The organism is Lonsdalea quercina subsp. quercina (assembly GCF_000688655.1).
Lineage (GTDB): Bacteria > Pseudomonadota > Gammaproteobacteria > Enterobacterales > Enterobacteriaceae > Lonsdalea > Lonsdalea quercina.
On record NZ_JIBO01000010.1, the window covers coordinates 253,762 to 268,487 of the forward strand.

Here is a 14,726-nt window from a genome sequence, read left to right on the forward strand (position 1 = left end):
GCGCATTGTGGATTCGCCGTCATCAATTGCGTGGAACCCGTGGAATGCAGGATCGTAACTTTAACGATATCGCTGAAAAATTTGCCCGGAATATCTACGGCACCACCAAAGGGAAATTGCGTCAGGCCGTGCTGTGGCAGGATCTGGAAAACTTGCTGGCCCGTCTTCCGCAACGGCCATTGTTCATTGTGGATGCCGGTGGTGGCGAAGGTCATATGGCCTGCCGTCTAGCCGCTTTAGGACACCAGGTATTGTTGTGCGACGTGTCCGATGAGATGATTCGGCGGGCGCAGGCTGCCGCCGAGGCGCAAGACCTCACGGATCGTCTGCGCGTCGTTCACTGCGCAGCACAGGATATCGCCTCATATATGGATCGGCCCGCCGATCTGGTATTGTTTCACGCGGTGTTGGAATGGGTGGCTGACCCCCAGCCGGTATTGAGCACGCTGACGGACTGTCTGGCGCCGGGCGGAGCGTTATCGTTGATGTTTTATAACCATCACGCCTTTTTGATGCGCAACATGGTACTGGGCAACTTCGGCTATGTCGAAGTCGGTATGCCGAAACGCAAACGGCGTTCGCTATCCCCCGNCCATCCGCTGAATCCAGATGAGGTCTACGGTTGGCTCTCCGCATTGGATCTGACGATCAGCGGCAAAACCGGAATACGGGTATTTCACGATTATTTGCGGGACAAGCAAAAACAGATTGACGAGTTTGACACTCTGCTGGCGCTCGAGCAGCGCTATTGCCGGCAGGAACCTTTCGTCAGCCTGGGGCGTTACATCCACGTTATGGCGCATAAGCCCCTTTTAAAGGATGCATTATGAGTGATTTTTCCCAGACCGTACCCGAACTGGTCGCCTGGGCTAGAAAAAACGATTTTTCGATTTCGTTGCCGACGGAAAGGCTGGCGTTTTTGCTGGCGATTGCCACGCTCAACGGCGAACGTATGGACGGCGAGATGAGTGAAGGCGAGTTGGTGGACGCGTTCCGCCACGTTAGCCAGGGATTCGAACAAACTCACGAAACCGTTGCCCAACGCGCCAACAACGCGATTAACGACCTGGTGCGACAGCGTCTATTGAATCGGTTCACCAGCGAGCTGGCGGACGGCAATGCCATTTACCGACTGACGCCGCTCGGCATCGGCATTACAGACTACTACATTCGTCAGCGTGAGTTCTCCGCGCTGCGTCTCTCCATGCAGCTTTCCATCGTCGCCCAGGAACTGGGGCGCGCCGCGGAAGCGGCGGAAGAGGGCGGAGACGAATTTCATTGGCACCGCAATGTCTTCGCGCCGCTGAAATATTCGGTGGCGGAAATCTTCGACAGTATCGATCTGACCCAGCGCATCATGGACGAACAGCAGCAGGGGGTGAAAGAGAATATCGCCGGGCTGCTGACGCAGGACTGGCGTGCGGCCATCAGCAACTGCGAACAGTTGCTGACCGAAACCTCCGACACCTTGCGCGAACTGCAGGACACGTTGGAGGCCGCCGGCGATAAGCTGCAGGCCAATCTGTTGCGCATCCAGGACGCGACGCTCGGCAACGACACGTTGGGCTTTGTAGATAATCTGGTGTTCGATCTACAGGGCAAACTGGATCGCATTATCAGCTGGGGACAGCAGACCATCGACCTGTGGATCGGCTATGACCGCCACGTCCATAAATTCATTCGTACCGCCATCGATATGGATAAAAACCGCGTCTTTTCTCAACGGTTGCGCCAATCGGTGCAGTCCTATTTCGACCAGCCGTGGGCATTAACCTACGCCAACGCCGACCGACTGTTGGATATGCGTGACGAGGAGCTGGCGCTGCGTAGCGATGAAGTTACCGGGGAATTACCGCCGGAGCTGGAATATGAAGAGTTCAGCGAGATGCGTGAGCAGGTTGCCGCTTTGGTGGAGCAAGCGTTGGAAAAATACAAGCAGCAGCGTATTCCGCTGTCTCTGAGTGAGGTAATGCGCGACTATCTGGCGCAGTATCCTCGTTCCCGGCAATTTGACGTTGCCAGAATTGTGGTCGACCAGGCCGTGCGTCTGGGCGTAGCCGAAGCCGATTTTACCGGATTGCCCGCGCAATGGCAGGCAATCAATGATTACGGAGCCAAGGTACAGGCCCATGTCATCGACAAATATTGAACCTATTATCACGGCCAAACTGATGGCCGCGCTGTCCAACGCGCAGTTTCCGGCGTTGGACAGCCAACTGCGCGCTGGTCGCCATATTGGCGTCGAAGAGCTGGAAAACCACGCCCTGCTGATGGATTTTCAGGAGGAGCTGGAGTTCTTCTACAGCCGCTATAACGTAGAACTGATTCGCGCGCCGGAGGGCTTTTTCTACCTGCGTCCGCGTTCGACGACGCTGATCCCGCGCTCCGTCCTGTCAGAGCTGGATATGATGGTGGGAAAAATCCTCTGCTATCTCTATCTCAGCCCTGAACGTCTCGCGCATGAGGGTATCTTCAGCCAGCAGGATCTCTACGACGAGCTGATGAGCCTGGCGGATGAAAACAAGTTGCTGAAGCTGGTCAATCAGCGTTCCACCGGTTCGGATCTGGACCGCCAGAAACTGCAGGAAAAAGTGCGCACCTCGCTGAACCGTCTGCGTCGACTGGGCATGATTTACTTCATGGGCAGCGACAACAGCAAATTCCGCATTACCGAGGCGGTGTTCCGCTTCGGCGCCGATGTGCGCAGCGGCGACGACCCGCGTGAAGCGCAGCTGCGCATGATCCGCGATGGCGAAGCCATACCGGTGGAAAGCAGCCTGTCGCTCGAAGACAGCGACGACGGAGAGTCAAGCGGTGATAACCAGAGTGTTGAGGATGAACAGGAATGATTGAACGCGGTAAATTTCGCTCACTGACGCTGGTTAACTGGAACGGTTTCTTCGCCCGTACCTTCGACCTGGATGAACTGGTCACCACGCTGTCGGGCGGTAACGGCGCCGGGAAGTCCACCACGATGGCGGCCTTCGTCACCGCGCTGATCCCCGACCTGACCCTGCTGCACTTTCGTAACACCACCGAGGCCGGGGCGACCTCCGGTTCTCGCGATAAAGGTTTGCATGGCAAGCTGCGCGCCGGGGTCTGCTATTCCATTCTCGACGTGGTGAACTCCCGTCACCAGCGCGTGCTGGTGGGCGTGCGCCTGCAGCAGGTCGCCGGTCGCGATCGCAAGGNGGACATCAAACCCTTCACCATTCAGGGGCTGCCGATCTCCGTCGCCCCGACAGAAATCCTGACCCAGACCGTGGGCGAACGTCAGGCGCGCGTGCTGCCCTTGCCGGAGCTGAAAGAGCGTCTCGAAGAGATCGACGGTGTGCAGTTCAAGCAGTTCAACTCCATCACCGACTACCACTCGCTGATGTTCGACTTGGGGATCGTGCCGCGACGGCTGCGCTCTGCATCCGACCGCAGCAAATTCTATCGCCTGATCGAAGCGTCGCTGTACGGCGGTATTTCCAGCGCCATCACCCGCTCGCTGCGCGACTACCTGCTGCCGGAAAACAGCGGCGTGCGTAAGGCGTTTCAGGATATGGAAGCCGCGCTACGTGAAAACCGCATGACGCTTGAAGCGATCCGCGTCACCCAGTCTGACCGCGATTTGTTCAAGCACCTGATTTCCGAAGCCACCTCCTACGTGGCGGCGGACTACATGCGGCATGCCAATGAGCGNCGTATTCATCTGGACGATGCGCTGACGCTGCGCCGTGACCTGTTCGGCAGCCGCAAGCAGCTGGCGACCGAGCAGTACCGCCATGTGGAAATGTCGCGCGAGCTTCAAGAGCACAGTGGCGCGGAAAGCGATCTCGAAACTGACTATCAGTCTGCCAGCGACCATTTGAGTCTGGTGCAGACGGCGATGCGCCAGCAGGAAAAAATTGAGCGCTACAGCGGCGATCTGGAAGAGCTGAGTGACAAGCTGGAAGAACAGAACGAAATCGTGGCGGAAGCGCACGATCAGCAGGAAGAAAATCAGGAGCGCGCCGACGCGGCGGAGCAGGAAGTCGACGAGCTGAAAAGCCAGCTGGCGGACTACCAGCAGGCGCTGGACGCGCAGCAAACGCGCGCCATTCAGTACCAACAGGCGCAGCAGGCGCTGGAGCGCGCCCGCGCGCTCTGTCAGCAGCCGGATCTCACGCCGGAAAACGCCGATTACTGGCTGGACACGTTCCACGCCCGCGAACAGGAAGCCACCGAACTGCTGCTGATGCTGGAACAGAAATTGAGCGTGGCGGATGCGGCGCACAGCCAATACGAACAGGCCTATCAGCTGGTGACCCGCGTCGCAGGCGCGGTCAGCCGCGGCGAGGCCTGGCAGGTGGCGAAAGATGTCTTGCGGGACAGCGCCTCCCAGCGTTATCAGGCGGAACGCGTGCAGCCGCTGCGTATGCGGTTGTCCGAACTGGAACAACGTCTGCGCGAGCAGCAGGATGCCGAACGTCTGCTGCAGGACTACGCCAAGCGCAACGGTCAGGAGTTCCAGCCGGAAGAGCTAGAGGGCGTGCAGCAGGCGTTAGACGCCCAGATTGAAGAACTGGCCGGACGGGTGGCGGAAGCCGGCGAACGTCGTATGGCGTTGCGTCAGGAGCTGGATCAAATCCAGCAGCGTATCCAGCAGTTGACGGCCCGCGCGCCGGTATGGCTGGCGGCGCAGGAAACGCTGTCCCAGCTCAGTGAACAGAGCGGGGAGAACTTTGAGGACAGTCGTCAGGTCACGGAATGCATGCAGCAGTTGCTGGAGCGCGAGCGCGAAACCACCGTGGAGCGCGACGAAGTGGCGGCCCGCAAGCGCGAAGTCGAGGCGCAGATCGAACGGCTTAGTCAGCCGGGCGGGTCGGAAGATCAGCGCTTGAACGCGCTGGCGGAGCGTTTTGGCGGGGTACTGTTGTCGGAGATCTACGACGATGTCACGCTGGACGACGCGCCGTACTTCTCCGCGCTCTACGGACCGTCTCGTCACGCGATTGTGGTGGCGGNCCTGTCGCTGGTGCGCGAACAGCTCTCCGGCCTAGAAGATTGCCCGGAAGATCTCTACCTGATCGAGGGCGATCCGCAGTCGTTCGATGACAGCGTGTTCGAAGTGGAAGAGCTTGAGAAAGCGGTCGTTGTGAAGATCGCCGACCGTCAGTGGCGTTATTCGCGCTTCCCGTCCGTGCCGCTGTTTGGCCGCGCCGCGCGCGAACAGCGTCTGGAAAGCTTGCGCAGCGAACGCGACGCCCTCTCCGAGCAGTACGCCACGCTGTCGTTCGACGTCCAGAAAACGCAGCGCCTGCATCAGGCGTTCAGCCGCTTTATCGGCGCGCATCTGGCCGTGGCGTTCGATGACGNCCCGGAAGAGGAGATCCGCCAGCTCAACAGCCGTCGCGGCGAGCTGGAGCGGGCCATCAGCAATTTCGATAATGAAAATCAGCAGCAGCGCCAACAGTATGAGCAGGCGAAAGAGAATACGGCGCTGCTGAACCGCCTGATCCCGCGTATCAGCCTGTTGTGTGACGACGCGTTGGCCGATCGCGTGGACGAAATCCGCGAGGAGCTTGACGAGGCGGAGGACGCCGCGCGTTTCATTCAGCAACACGGCGCGACGTTGGCGCAGCTGGAGCCGCTGGTCAGCGTCTTGCAGAACGACCCGCAGCAGCACGAACAGTTGCAGGCGGATTACGCGCAGGCGCAGAGCGCGCAGCGTCTGGCCAAACAGCAGGCTTTCGCGCTGACCGAAGTGGTACAGCGCCGCGCGCACTTCAGCTATACCGATTCCGCGAGCATGCTGAAGGCCGACGACGATCTCAACGACAAGCTGCGTCAGCGGCTGGAGCAGGCCGAAACCGAGCGGACTCGCGCCCGTGAACAGCTGCGCCAGCATCAGGCTCAGCTGACGCAGTACAGCCAGCTACAGGCGTCGCTGAAAAGCGCCTATGACGCCAAGCGCGACATGCTGAAAGAGTTGACGCAGGAACTCACGGAGATCGGCGTGCGTGCGGATGCCGAGTCTGAAGCCCGCGCCCGTCAGCGTCGCGATGAACTGCACGCCGCGTTAAGCAACAACCGCGCGCGTCGCAACCAATTGGAGAAACAGCTGACCTTCTGTGAAGCTGAAATGGACGCATTGCAGAAGAAACTGCGCAAGCTGGAGCGCGACTACCATGTGATGCGTGAACAGGTCGTCACCGCTAAGTCGGGCTGGTGCACCGTTATGCGTCTGGTGCGCGATAACGGCATGGAGCGCCGGCTGCATCGCCGCGAACTGGCCTACATGAGTGCGGACGAACTTCGTTCCATGTCGGATAAGGCGCTGGGCGCGCTGCGTCAGGCGGTGGCGGACAACGAACATCTGCGCGATGTGCTGCGCCTGTCCGAAGATCCCAAACGGCCAGAACGCAAAATCCAGTTCTACATCGCGGTCTATCAGCATCTGCGCGAGCGCATCCGTCAGGACATCATTCGTACCGATGACCCGGTGGAAGCCATCGAGCAGATGGAGATCGAGCTTAACCGTCTGACGGAAGAGCTGACGTCGCGCGAGAAAACGCTGGCGATCAGTTCCCGCAGCGTCGCCAACATCATCCGCAAAACCATTCAGCGCGAGCAGAACCGTATTCGCATGCTGAACCAGGGGCTACAGGCGGTGGCGTTCGGTCAGGTCAACAGCGTCCGCTTGAACGTGAACGTACGGGAAACGCATACCACGCTGCTAAATGTGCTGTCGGAACAGCAGGAGATGCATCAGGATCTGTTCAGCAGCAACCGCCTGACCTTCTCGGAAGCGCTGGCGAAACTCTATCAGCGCCTCAATCCGGAAATCGATATGGGTCAGCGCGCGCCGCAGACCATCGGTGAGGAACTACTGGACTACCGCAACTATCTGGAGATGGAAGTGGAAGTCAATCGCGGCACCGACGGCTGGCTGCGTGCGGAGAGCGGGGCGCTGTCGACCGGGGAAGCCATCGGTACCGGGATGTCCATTCTGGTCATGGNGGTGCAGAGCTGGGAAGAAGAGTCTAAGCGGCTGCGCGGAAAGGATATTTCGCCTTGTCGTCTGCTGTTCCTTGATGAAGCGGCGCGTCTGGATGCCAAGTCCATCGCCACGCTATTCGAGCTGTGTGAACGGCTGGAAATGCAGCTGATCATCGCCGCGCCGGAGAACATCAGTCCAGAGAAAGGCACCACCTACAAGCTGGTCCGTAAGGTCTACCAGAACCACGAACACGTGCATGTGGTGGGTTTGCGCGGCTTTGCCAGCGAAACCGAAGAGAGTGTGGCGACGCTGACGTCGTAGCGCCGCGCATACATAGAGGCGGTCTCCGCAGCGGCGGGGATCGCCTGTCATCTTCCTTTTCCTTTGATTCGTGTTGCTGCGGCTCTATTTCCATTTAGACCCAAACGTCTTCTGCGCCTTCGCGGCTCCCAACGTCCGTTATCCCTGGCGGCCGTCTTTACGGTTTTCCTGACCCCGGCTGATGCCAGATCATTATCTGTCCAAAAGGAGTAAGTGACAACGTCACCTGTTCTTGCTCCTTCCCGGTCACAGTGATAACGGCTTCAAAGCAAAATCAGGAAATCATGCCGCACGGCTTGTTATGCCGTACATTCCATCGGGCCTGTAAAATGGATGACGCTCGCGCCGGGGGATGAGCATTTTTTGTCAGTTTTATGCCACGATTCAAAGAAACCCTAAACGAAACACGCTAATGTCATTGCACAGAAAACTGGCGGCTTCCGGGTATGTACGCATTTAATTTGGTGTTACTGCTGTTGCAGCAAATGTGTGTGTTTTTAGTCATCGCCTGGTTGATGAGTAAAACTCGTCTGTTTATTCCCCTGATTCAAATCACGGTGCGGTTACCGCACAAGCTGCTGTGTTACGTCACCTTCTCCATGTTCTGCATTATGGGAACCTATCTGGGTCTGCATATCGACGATTCGATCGCCAACACGCGCGCTATTGGCGCCGTGATGGGCGGCTTGCTGGGCGGGCCGGTGGTCGGCGGACTGGTCGGCCTGACCGGTGGTCTGCATCGTTACGCCATGGGCGGGATGACGGCGTTCAGTTGTATGATTTCCACCATTACCGAAGGACTGCTGGGCGGATTGGTGCATAGCGTGTTGATCCGCCGCGGACGCAGCGACAGCCTGTTTAGCCCCTTCACGGCGGGGGCGATAACGCTGGTCGCCGAGCTGACGCAGATGGCGATCATCCTGCTGCTTGCCCGCCCGTTTCAGGAAGCGTTGCAGCTGGTTCAAAACATCGCTGCGCCTATGATGGTGACCAACACCGTCGGCGCGGCGATGTTTATGCGTATCCTGCTGGACAAGCGCGCGATGTTTGAAAAATACACCTCGGCATTCTCCGCCACGGCGTTGCGGGTGGCGGCCTCGACTGAGGGAATATTGCGGCAGGGCTTCAACGAAGAGAACAGCACCAGGGTGGCGCAGGTGCTGTTTCAGGAGCTGGATATCGGCGCGGTGGCGATTACCGACCGAGAGAAACTGCTGGCGTTTACCGGCATCGGCGACGACCACCATTTGCCGGGCAAGCCCATCTCGTCCGACTATACCTGGCGCGCGCTGGAAACCGGCGAGGTCGTGTACGCGGACGGCAACGAAACGCCGTACCGCTGCTCGCTCCATCCTCAGTGCAAACTAGGCTCAACGCTGGTGATTCCATTGCGCGGCGAGAACCAGTGCGTCATCGGGACGATTAAGCTCTATGAAGCCAAACATCGCCTGTTCAGCTCGATCAATCGGACGTTAGGCGAGGGGATCGCGCAGTTGCTGTCGGCGCAAATTCTTGCCGGCAAGTATGAAGACCAGAAGGTGCTGTTGGCCCAGTCAGAGATCAAACTGCTGCATGCGCAGGTGAATCCGCATTTTCTGTTTAACGCGCTCAATACCCTGATGGCCGTCATCCGCCACGACAGCGATAAAGCCGGTCAGCTGGTGCAGTTTCTGTCGACCTTCTTTCGCAAAAATCTCAAGCGCTCGACGGAGATCGTCACGCTGGCCGACGAGCTGGATCACGTTAACGCCTATTTGCAAATTGAAAAGGCGCGATTTCAGTCGCGGCTGAACGTCCAGTTGAAAGTCCCGGATGAGCTGTCGATGCAGAAGCTGCCCGCGTTTACGCTGCAACCCCTTGTGGAAAATGCCATCAAGCACGGGACTTCACAGCTGCTGGGCGTGGGCCAAATCACGATTCAGGCCAGCCAGGAAGGGGGATATCTGATTCTGGCGATAGAAGATAATGCCGGTCTTTATCAGCCCGGCCAGAGCAGTACCGGACTGGGCATGAGTCTGGTGGACAAGCGTCTGCGAGCGCGTTTTGGCGACAATTACGGCCTGTCCGTCGACTGCGAACCGGACGGGTTTACCCGCATCATCCTGCGGCTGCCTTGGGAGGAGCGTCTATGTTGAGAGTGTTGATCATTGACGATGAACCGCTGGCGAGGGAAAACCTGCGTGTGCTATTGCAAGATGAACGTGATATTGAGATTGTCGGCGAGTGCGCCAACGCGGTGGAAGCTATCGGCGCCGTTCATGCCCTGCGCCCCGACGTCATGTTCCTCGACATTCAAATGCCGCGCATCAGCGGTCTGGAGATGGTGGGGATGCTGGAAAATCAATACCGGCCATACACGGTGTTTCTGACCGCATTTGATGAATATGCGGTCAAGGCGTTCGAAGAACATGCGTTTGATTATCTGCTCAAACCCATTGAATCCCCGCGGTTGCAGAAAACCCTGACGCGTTTGCGGCAGGATCGACAGGAGCAANATATTTCCGTGCTTTCCGACCCACAGCCGCCGCTAAAATTTATTCCCTGCAACGGCCGCGGCCGCATCTATCTGCTGCAAATGGAAGACGTGGCCTACGTCAGCAGCCGCATGAGCGGGGTCTATGTGGCCAGCCACGATGGTCGGGAGGGGTTCACCGACCTGACGCTGCGGACGCTGGAAAACCGCACGCCGCTGCTGCGCTGTCACCGTCAATATCTGGTCAATATGGCCCATCTGAGTGAAATCCGTCTGGAGGACAACGGGCAGGCGGAGCTGCTGCTGCGCGACGGTCAAACCGTGCCGGTCAGTCGCCGCTATCTGAAAAACCTGAAGGAAACGCTGGGGCTGTGAGCCGCGCAACATCGCCCGTGTGAAGCGGGTCATTGCGGTCGCAGGGCCTCGAAGGCCTGGCGGATATTCTGTTCCGGCAGTTGCACGCCGATAAAAATTAGCGTGCTGCGTCGCGTCTCCTCGGGCAGCCATTCGCGATCCCAATCGGCGTTGTACAGGCGTTGTACGCCCTGAAACAGCAGGCAGCGAGGCTGATCCTTAATCCACAGCATGCCTTTGTAGCGCAGCAGGTTATCGGTAAAACCGACCAGCAAGCCCTCCATGACCTTAGACACTGCGTCCAGCGCGACCGGGTAGTCTAGCGTCACGACGATGGAGGCGATGTCATCCGGTTTGCCAGGGGCAAAACGGTAAACCGGCTTGGCGGCGACCACACGCTCGTCGAGCAGAAAACCGCGGGTGTTGAACAGGTGCGACAGATCGATAACACCCTGCGTGACCGGGTAGATCGGCGCGCGGGCGTTGATTCGGCCAAGGCGCTCGGTCAGCGCCGTATGGTCGTCCGCCAGGTCGGTTTTGGTCAACAGCAGTCGGTCGGCATAGCCGACCTGCGATTGCGCCAGCGGAAAGCGATCCAGCTGTTCATCGGCGTGCACCGCGTCCACCAGCGTGATGACGCCGTCCAGCAAATAGCGCTCACACAGTATGTCATGCGAGAAAAAAGTTTGAAGGATCGGGCCTGGGTCGGCCATGCCGGTGCACTCGATCATCAGCCTGTCGAAAGCAATGTCGCCCTTGTCCCGACCATCGAGCAGATCGAGCAGCGCATCTTCCAGTTCGTTGGAGCGCGTACAACAGATGCAGCCGTTGGTCAGCGTTTTGATTTGCGTAGCGCGGTCGCCGATGAGCTGGTCATCAAAGGCGACATCGCCAAACTCGTTTTCAATCACGGCGATGCTTAAGCCGTGGGGAGCATTGAGGATATGGCGCAGCAGGGTGGTTTTACCCGCGCCGAGGAAACCGGTTAAGACTGTGACGGGAATGGGGGTCATCATGATTCTCCTCTGGGTCAGCAGCAGCGCATGCCGCCTTTGCCGTCGCCGCCGTAGCGCGCCTGTTGGCGCTCACGGAAAAAGGCTTCGTAGGTCATTATCGGGCTGTCAGGATGGTTGGTCTGCATATGCGTGACATAGGTTTCATAGTCAGGGATCCCAATCAGCATTCGGGCAGCCTGTCCGAGATACTTTGACGCCTTGCCGAGTTGATCAAACATCGTGTTTTCCTAAGGGTTCAGCCCCGCTAAAGCGGGGCTGTGCTGAGCATCATCAATGCCCGGATGAGGTTTTGACGCCGCCTTCAGGGACGGGAACGTACGGCGTTTCCTTGTCCGTCCGCTGATCCGTTTTTCTCGCATTCAGCCAGGTGCGAATACCGTAGAAGATAATACTGTAGACCACCACCAGGAAGAGAATACTCAGACCGGCATTGGTGTAGTTGTTGATCACGATGTGGTTCATATTCGCGACCTCCTGCGCGGTCAGTTCGCCGCCTGCCAGAATCCGTGCCTTATACTCCCGCGCCATGAACAGGAAACCTTCCATCTGCGGGTTGGTGCTGAACAGTTTCATACCCAGCGCCCAGGTGGTGCATATCAGCAGCCAGGTGGCGGGCACCAGCGGTACCCAAATGTATTGCGTGCGCTTCATTTTCACCAGGACGACGGCGGCGAGCACCAGCGCGACCGCAGCCAGCATCTGGTTGGAAATGCCGAACAGCGGCCACAGGCTTTTCACCCCGCCCAGCGGGTCGACCACGCCCTGATACAGCAGGTAGCCCCACAGACCGACGCAACCGGCCGTGCCGACGATGCCGGCCGGCAGCGAGTCGGTTTTCTTCAGGAAAGGGATGAAGTTGCCCAGCAGGTCTTGCAGCATGAAGCGGCCGGAGCGCGTGCCGGCATCCAACGCGGTCAGAATAAACAGCGCCTCAAACAGAATGCCGAAATGATACCAAAAGCCCATATCCGCGGCAGGAATGATCTGGTGGAACACCAGCGCGATCCCTACGGCCAGCGTCGGCGCGCCGCCTGCGCGGTTCAGTACGGAGGGTTCGCCGATGTCTTTGGCGGTCTGTAGAATTTGTTCAGGTGAAATCACGAAGCCCCAACTGCTGACGGTCGCCGCCGCCTGCGTGGTGACCTCTTTCAGCTGCGACAAGACCAGCGGCGCGTTTTCCGTCCCCAGTTGGTGCAGGTTCGGCATCACGATCCCCAGCCCCGAGGGCGGGGTATTCATTGCGAAGTAAAGACCCGGTTCAATGATGGAAGCGGCCACTAGCGCCATGATGGCGACGAAGGACTCCATCAGCATGGCGCCGTAGCCGATGAAACGCGCATCCGTTTCGCAGGCCAGCAGCTTCGGCGTGGTGCCGGAAGCGATCAGCGCATGGAAGCCGGAGACCGCGCCGCAGGCGATGGTGATAAACAGGAAGGGGAACAACGCGCCTTTCCACAGCGGGCCGGTGCCGTCGACGTATTGGGTGATGGCGGGCATTTTCAGATCAGGGTTCAGGATCACGATACCGACCGCCAGACCGATGATGACGCCAATTTTCAGGAACGTCGCCAGATAGTCGCGCGGGGCCAGAATCAACCATACCGGCAGGAGTGCGGAGACGAACGCGTAACCGATCAGCGTGAAGGTGATAGTGGTGTCTTTGAAGGTGAGCGCCGGACCCCAGAACGGGTCATGAGCAATGATGCCGCCGAACCAAATGGACGCGACCAGCAGCACAATGCCGATGACGGAAACCTCGCCCACCCGGCCCGGCCGAAGGAAGCGCATGTAGATGCCCATGAACAAGGCGATCGGCACCGTCGAGCACACGGTGAAGACGCCCCACGGACTTTCCGCCAGCGCTTTTACCACGATCAACGCCAGCACCGCCAGGATGATGATCATGATCAGGAAACAGCCGAACAGGGCGATGGTGCCCGGCACGCGGCCCATCTCTTCCTTAATCATCTCACCCAACGACGCGCCGTTGCGGCGAGAGGAGATAAACAGCACCATGAAATCTTGCACGGCACCGGCCAGCACGACGCCGGCCAGCAACCAAAGCGTGCCGGGAAGGTAGCCCATCTGCGCCGCCAGAACCGGTCCTACTAACGGTCCTGCGCCCGCGATAGCCGCGAAGTGATGTCCAAACAGCACGTAGCGATTGGTGGGCACGTAGTTGAGNCCGTCATTGTTGATGACGGCGGGCGTCGCGCGCGACGGGTCCAATTTCATGACTTTCTGGGCGATGTACAGGCTGTAATAGCGATACGCCACCAGATAGACGGAGACGGACGCGACGACAATCCATAGCGCGCTGACGTTTTCTCCCCGGCGCAGCGCGACGACAGCGAGGCAAAAGGCGCCGATGATGCCGATAACCACCCAGGGAATATGTTTGAGGAACGCATTATTGTTTTTCATACAAAACCTGCTTGTCTGACGAACCAGTAAAGCAGAAAAACGGGCCGCTTTACTAAGGCTGTATGGGTTTTAGGAGTTTGAAATAAAACCAGTGTTGATACTGGCGGCCATCGTGGCGAATTTTGCGGTCGGTCGGTGGGATAATTGCGTGAGCGGCGGGATAGCCCCCGTAAGCGGTCACGGGCGCGCGCCAGTGGTATTCACTAGGCTATCACCCGGTGAATTGTGTGACGGTAATCTCATTTAACACAGTAAAACAGGGGGGCCAGGAGGTGGGATGCGGCCCATATCCCGCGACAAAATATCAAAAGTGTTACCGATATCAATTTATCGTCCTTCAGGACCAGTCGAAGACATTCGTCAATTCGGTCAGTGCTTCGCGTNCCCGCTGTATCGGCCGGTCGCGCAGCGCCGGTTGGCGGCAACCCCCTGCGGCCATGCAAAACGGCGCTGCCGTTTTGTCGAACCCTGACGAGGGTTCTCACCCTCCCTCAAGGGGATTTCTGCATACAAAAAAGCCCGAACGTGAGTTCAGGCTTTCTTATGGAATATGGCGGTGAGGGAGGGATTCACTGCGGCGCTGCGCGCCTTGCTCTTCGGGTGGCCTGACGGCCATGCAAAACGGCGCTGCCGTTTTGTCGAACCTTGACGAGGGTTCTCACCCTCCCTCAAGGGGATCTCTGGATACAAAAAAGCCCAAACGTGAGTTCAGGCTTTCTCTGTAAATATGGCGGTGAGGGAGGGATTCACTGCGGCGCTGCGCGCCTTGCCCTGCGGGTGGCCTGACGGCCATGCAAAACGGCGCTGCCGTTTTGTCGAACCCTGACGAGGGTTCTCACCCTCCCTCAAGGGGATCTCTGGATACAAAAAAGCCCAAACGTGAGTTCAGGCTTTCTTATGAAATATGGCGGTGAGGGAGGGATTCACTGCGGCGCTGCGCGCCTTGCCCTGCGGGTGGCCTGCGGCCATGCAAAACGGCGCTGCCGTTTTGTCGAACCCTGGCGAGGGGTCTCACCCTCCCTCAAGGGGATTTCTGCATACAAAAAAGCCCGAACGTGAGTTCAGGCTTTCTCTGTAAATATGGCGGTGAGGGAGGGATTCGAACCCTCGATACGTTTTCACGTATACACACTTTCCAGGCGTGNTCCTTCAGCCTCTCGGACACCTCACC

9 protein-coding genes, 1 tRNA gene and 3 other RNA genes are annotated in these 14,726 nt (G+C 58.6%); 6 read left to right on the plus strand and 7 right to left on the minus strand.

Annotated features, from left to right (window positions below; genetic code table 11):
• The first annotated feature begins 44 nt into the window (after positions 1–44).
• The 6 genes from cmoM (at position 45) to btsR (ending at position 10,136) form a co-directional block, all read left to right on the plus strand.
• A complete protein-coding gene (gene cmoM / locus RZ35_RS11800; protein ID WP_026743495.1) occupies positions 45–830 on the plus strand; it encodes a tRNA uridine 5-oxyacetic acid(34) methyltransferase CmoM in 786 nt (261 codons plus the stop codon).
• Positions 827–2,149: a chromosome partition protein MukF gene (mukF, locus tag RZ35_RS11805; protein WP_026743496.1), complete on the plus strand. Its 1,323-nt coding sequence runs from the start codon at positions 827–829 to the stop codon at positions 2,147–2,149. The genes cmoM and mukF overlap by 4 nt, the downstream gene beginning before the upstream one ends.
• The gene (mukE, locus tag RZ35_RS11810) at positions 2,130–2,849 is read left to right on the plus strand and encodes a chromosome partition protein MukE (RefSeq protein ID WP_026743497.1); all 720 of its coding nucleotides are present in this window, start codon (positions 2,130–2,132) and stop codon (positions 2,847–2,849) included. The genes mukF and mukE overlap by 20 nt, the downstream gene beginning before the upstream one ends.
• A complete protein-coding gene (gene mukB / locus RZ35_RS11815; RefSeq protein ID WP_026743498.1) occupies positions 2,846–7,288 on the plus strand; it encodes a chromosome partition protein MukB in 4,443 nt (1,480 codons plus the stop codon). The genes mukE and mukB overlap by 4 nt, the downstream gene beginning before the upstream one ends.
• A 446-nt stretch (positions 7,289–7,734) precedes the next feature.
• Positions 7,735–9,423, plus strand: coding sequence for a sensor histidine kinase (locus RZ35_RS11820; RefSeq protein ID WP_026743499.1), 1,689 nt, complete (start codon positions 7,735–7,737; stop codon positions 9,421–9,423).
• Entirely contained in the window at positions 9,417–10,136 is a 720-nt protein-coding gene (gene btsR, locus RZ35_RS11825; protein ID WP_026743500.1) for a two-component system response regulator BtsR, read from the plus strand. The genes RZ35_RS11820 and btsR overlap by 7 nt, the downstream gene beginning before the upstream one ends.
• A 29-nt stretch (positions 10,137–10,165) precedes the next feature.
• Here btsR and yjiA read toward each other — a convergent pair whose 3' ends face one another.
• The 7 genes from yjiA to RZ35_RS11845 form a co-directional block, all read right to left on the minus strand.
• Positions 10,166–11,128, minus strand: coding sequence for a GTPase (gene yjiA, locus RZ35_RS11830; protein WP_026743501.1), 963 nt, complete (start codon positions 11,126–11,128; stop codon positions 10,166–10,168).
• Positions 11,129–11,145: 17 nt separating this feature from the next.
• Positions 11,146–11,349: a YbdD/YjiX family protein gene (locus RZ35_RS11835; protein ID WP_026743502.1), complete on the minus strand. Its 204-nt coding sequence runs from the start codon at positions 11,347–11,349 to the stop codon at positions 11,146–11,148.
• Between the two features lie 52 nt (positions 11,350–11,401).
• Positions 11,402–13,555, minus strand: a complete 2,154-nt coding sequence (locus RZ35_RS11840) for a carbon starvation CstA family protein (RefSeq protein ID WP_036153281.1) — start codon at positions 13,553–13,555, stop codon at positions 11,402–11,404.
• A 551-nt stretch (positions 13,556–14,106) separates the two neighbouring features.
• A non-coding RNA gene (locus tag RZ35_RS17400) (RtT sRNA) lies at positions 14,107–14,237 on the minus strand.
• 46 nt (positions 14,238–14,283) lie between these two features.
• Positions 14,284–14,414: non-coding RNA, RtT sRNA (locus RZ35_RS17405), on the minus strand.
• 46 nt (positions 14,415–14,460) lie between these two features.
• Positions 14,461–14,590: non-coding RNA, RtT sRNA (locus tag RZ35_RS17410), on the minus strand.
• Between the two features lie 46 nt (positions 14,591–14,636).
• Positions 14,637–14,726: transfer RNA gene (locus RZ35_RS11845), tRNA-Ser, on the minus strand.

Coding starts and splice junctions, on each gene's coding strand:
- mukF (WP_026743496.1), top strand. CDS start 827: ATGAGTGATTTTTCCCAGACCGTACCCGAACTGGTCGCCTGGGCTAGA.
- mukE (WP_026743497.1), top strand. CDS start 2,130: ATGTCATCGACAAATATTGAACCTATTATCACGGCCAAACTGATGGCC.
- RZ35_RS11820 (WP_026743499.1), top strand. CDS start 7,735: ATGTACGCATTTAATTTGGTGTTACTGCTGTTGCAGCAAATGTGTGTG.
- yjiA (WP_026743501.1), bottom strand. CDS start 11,128: ATGACCCCCATTCCCGTCACAGTCTTAACCGGTTTCCTCGGCGCGGGT.
- RZ35_RS11835 (WP_026743502.1), bottom strand. CDS start 11,349: ATGTTTGATCAACTCGGCAAGGCGTCAAAGTATCTCGGACAGGCTGCC.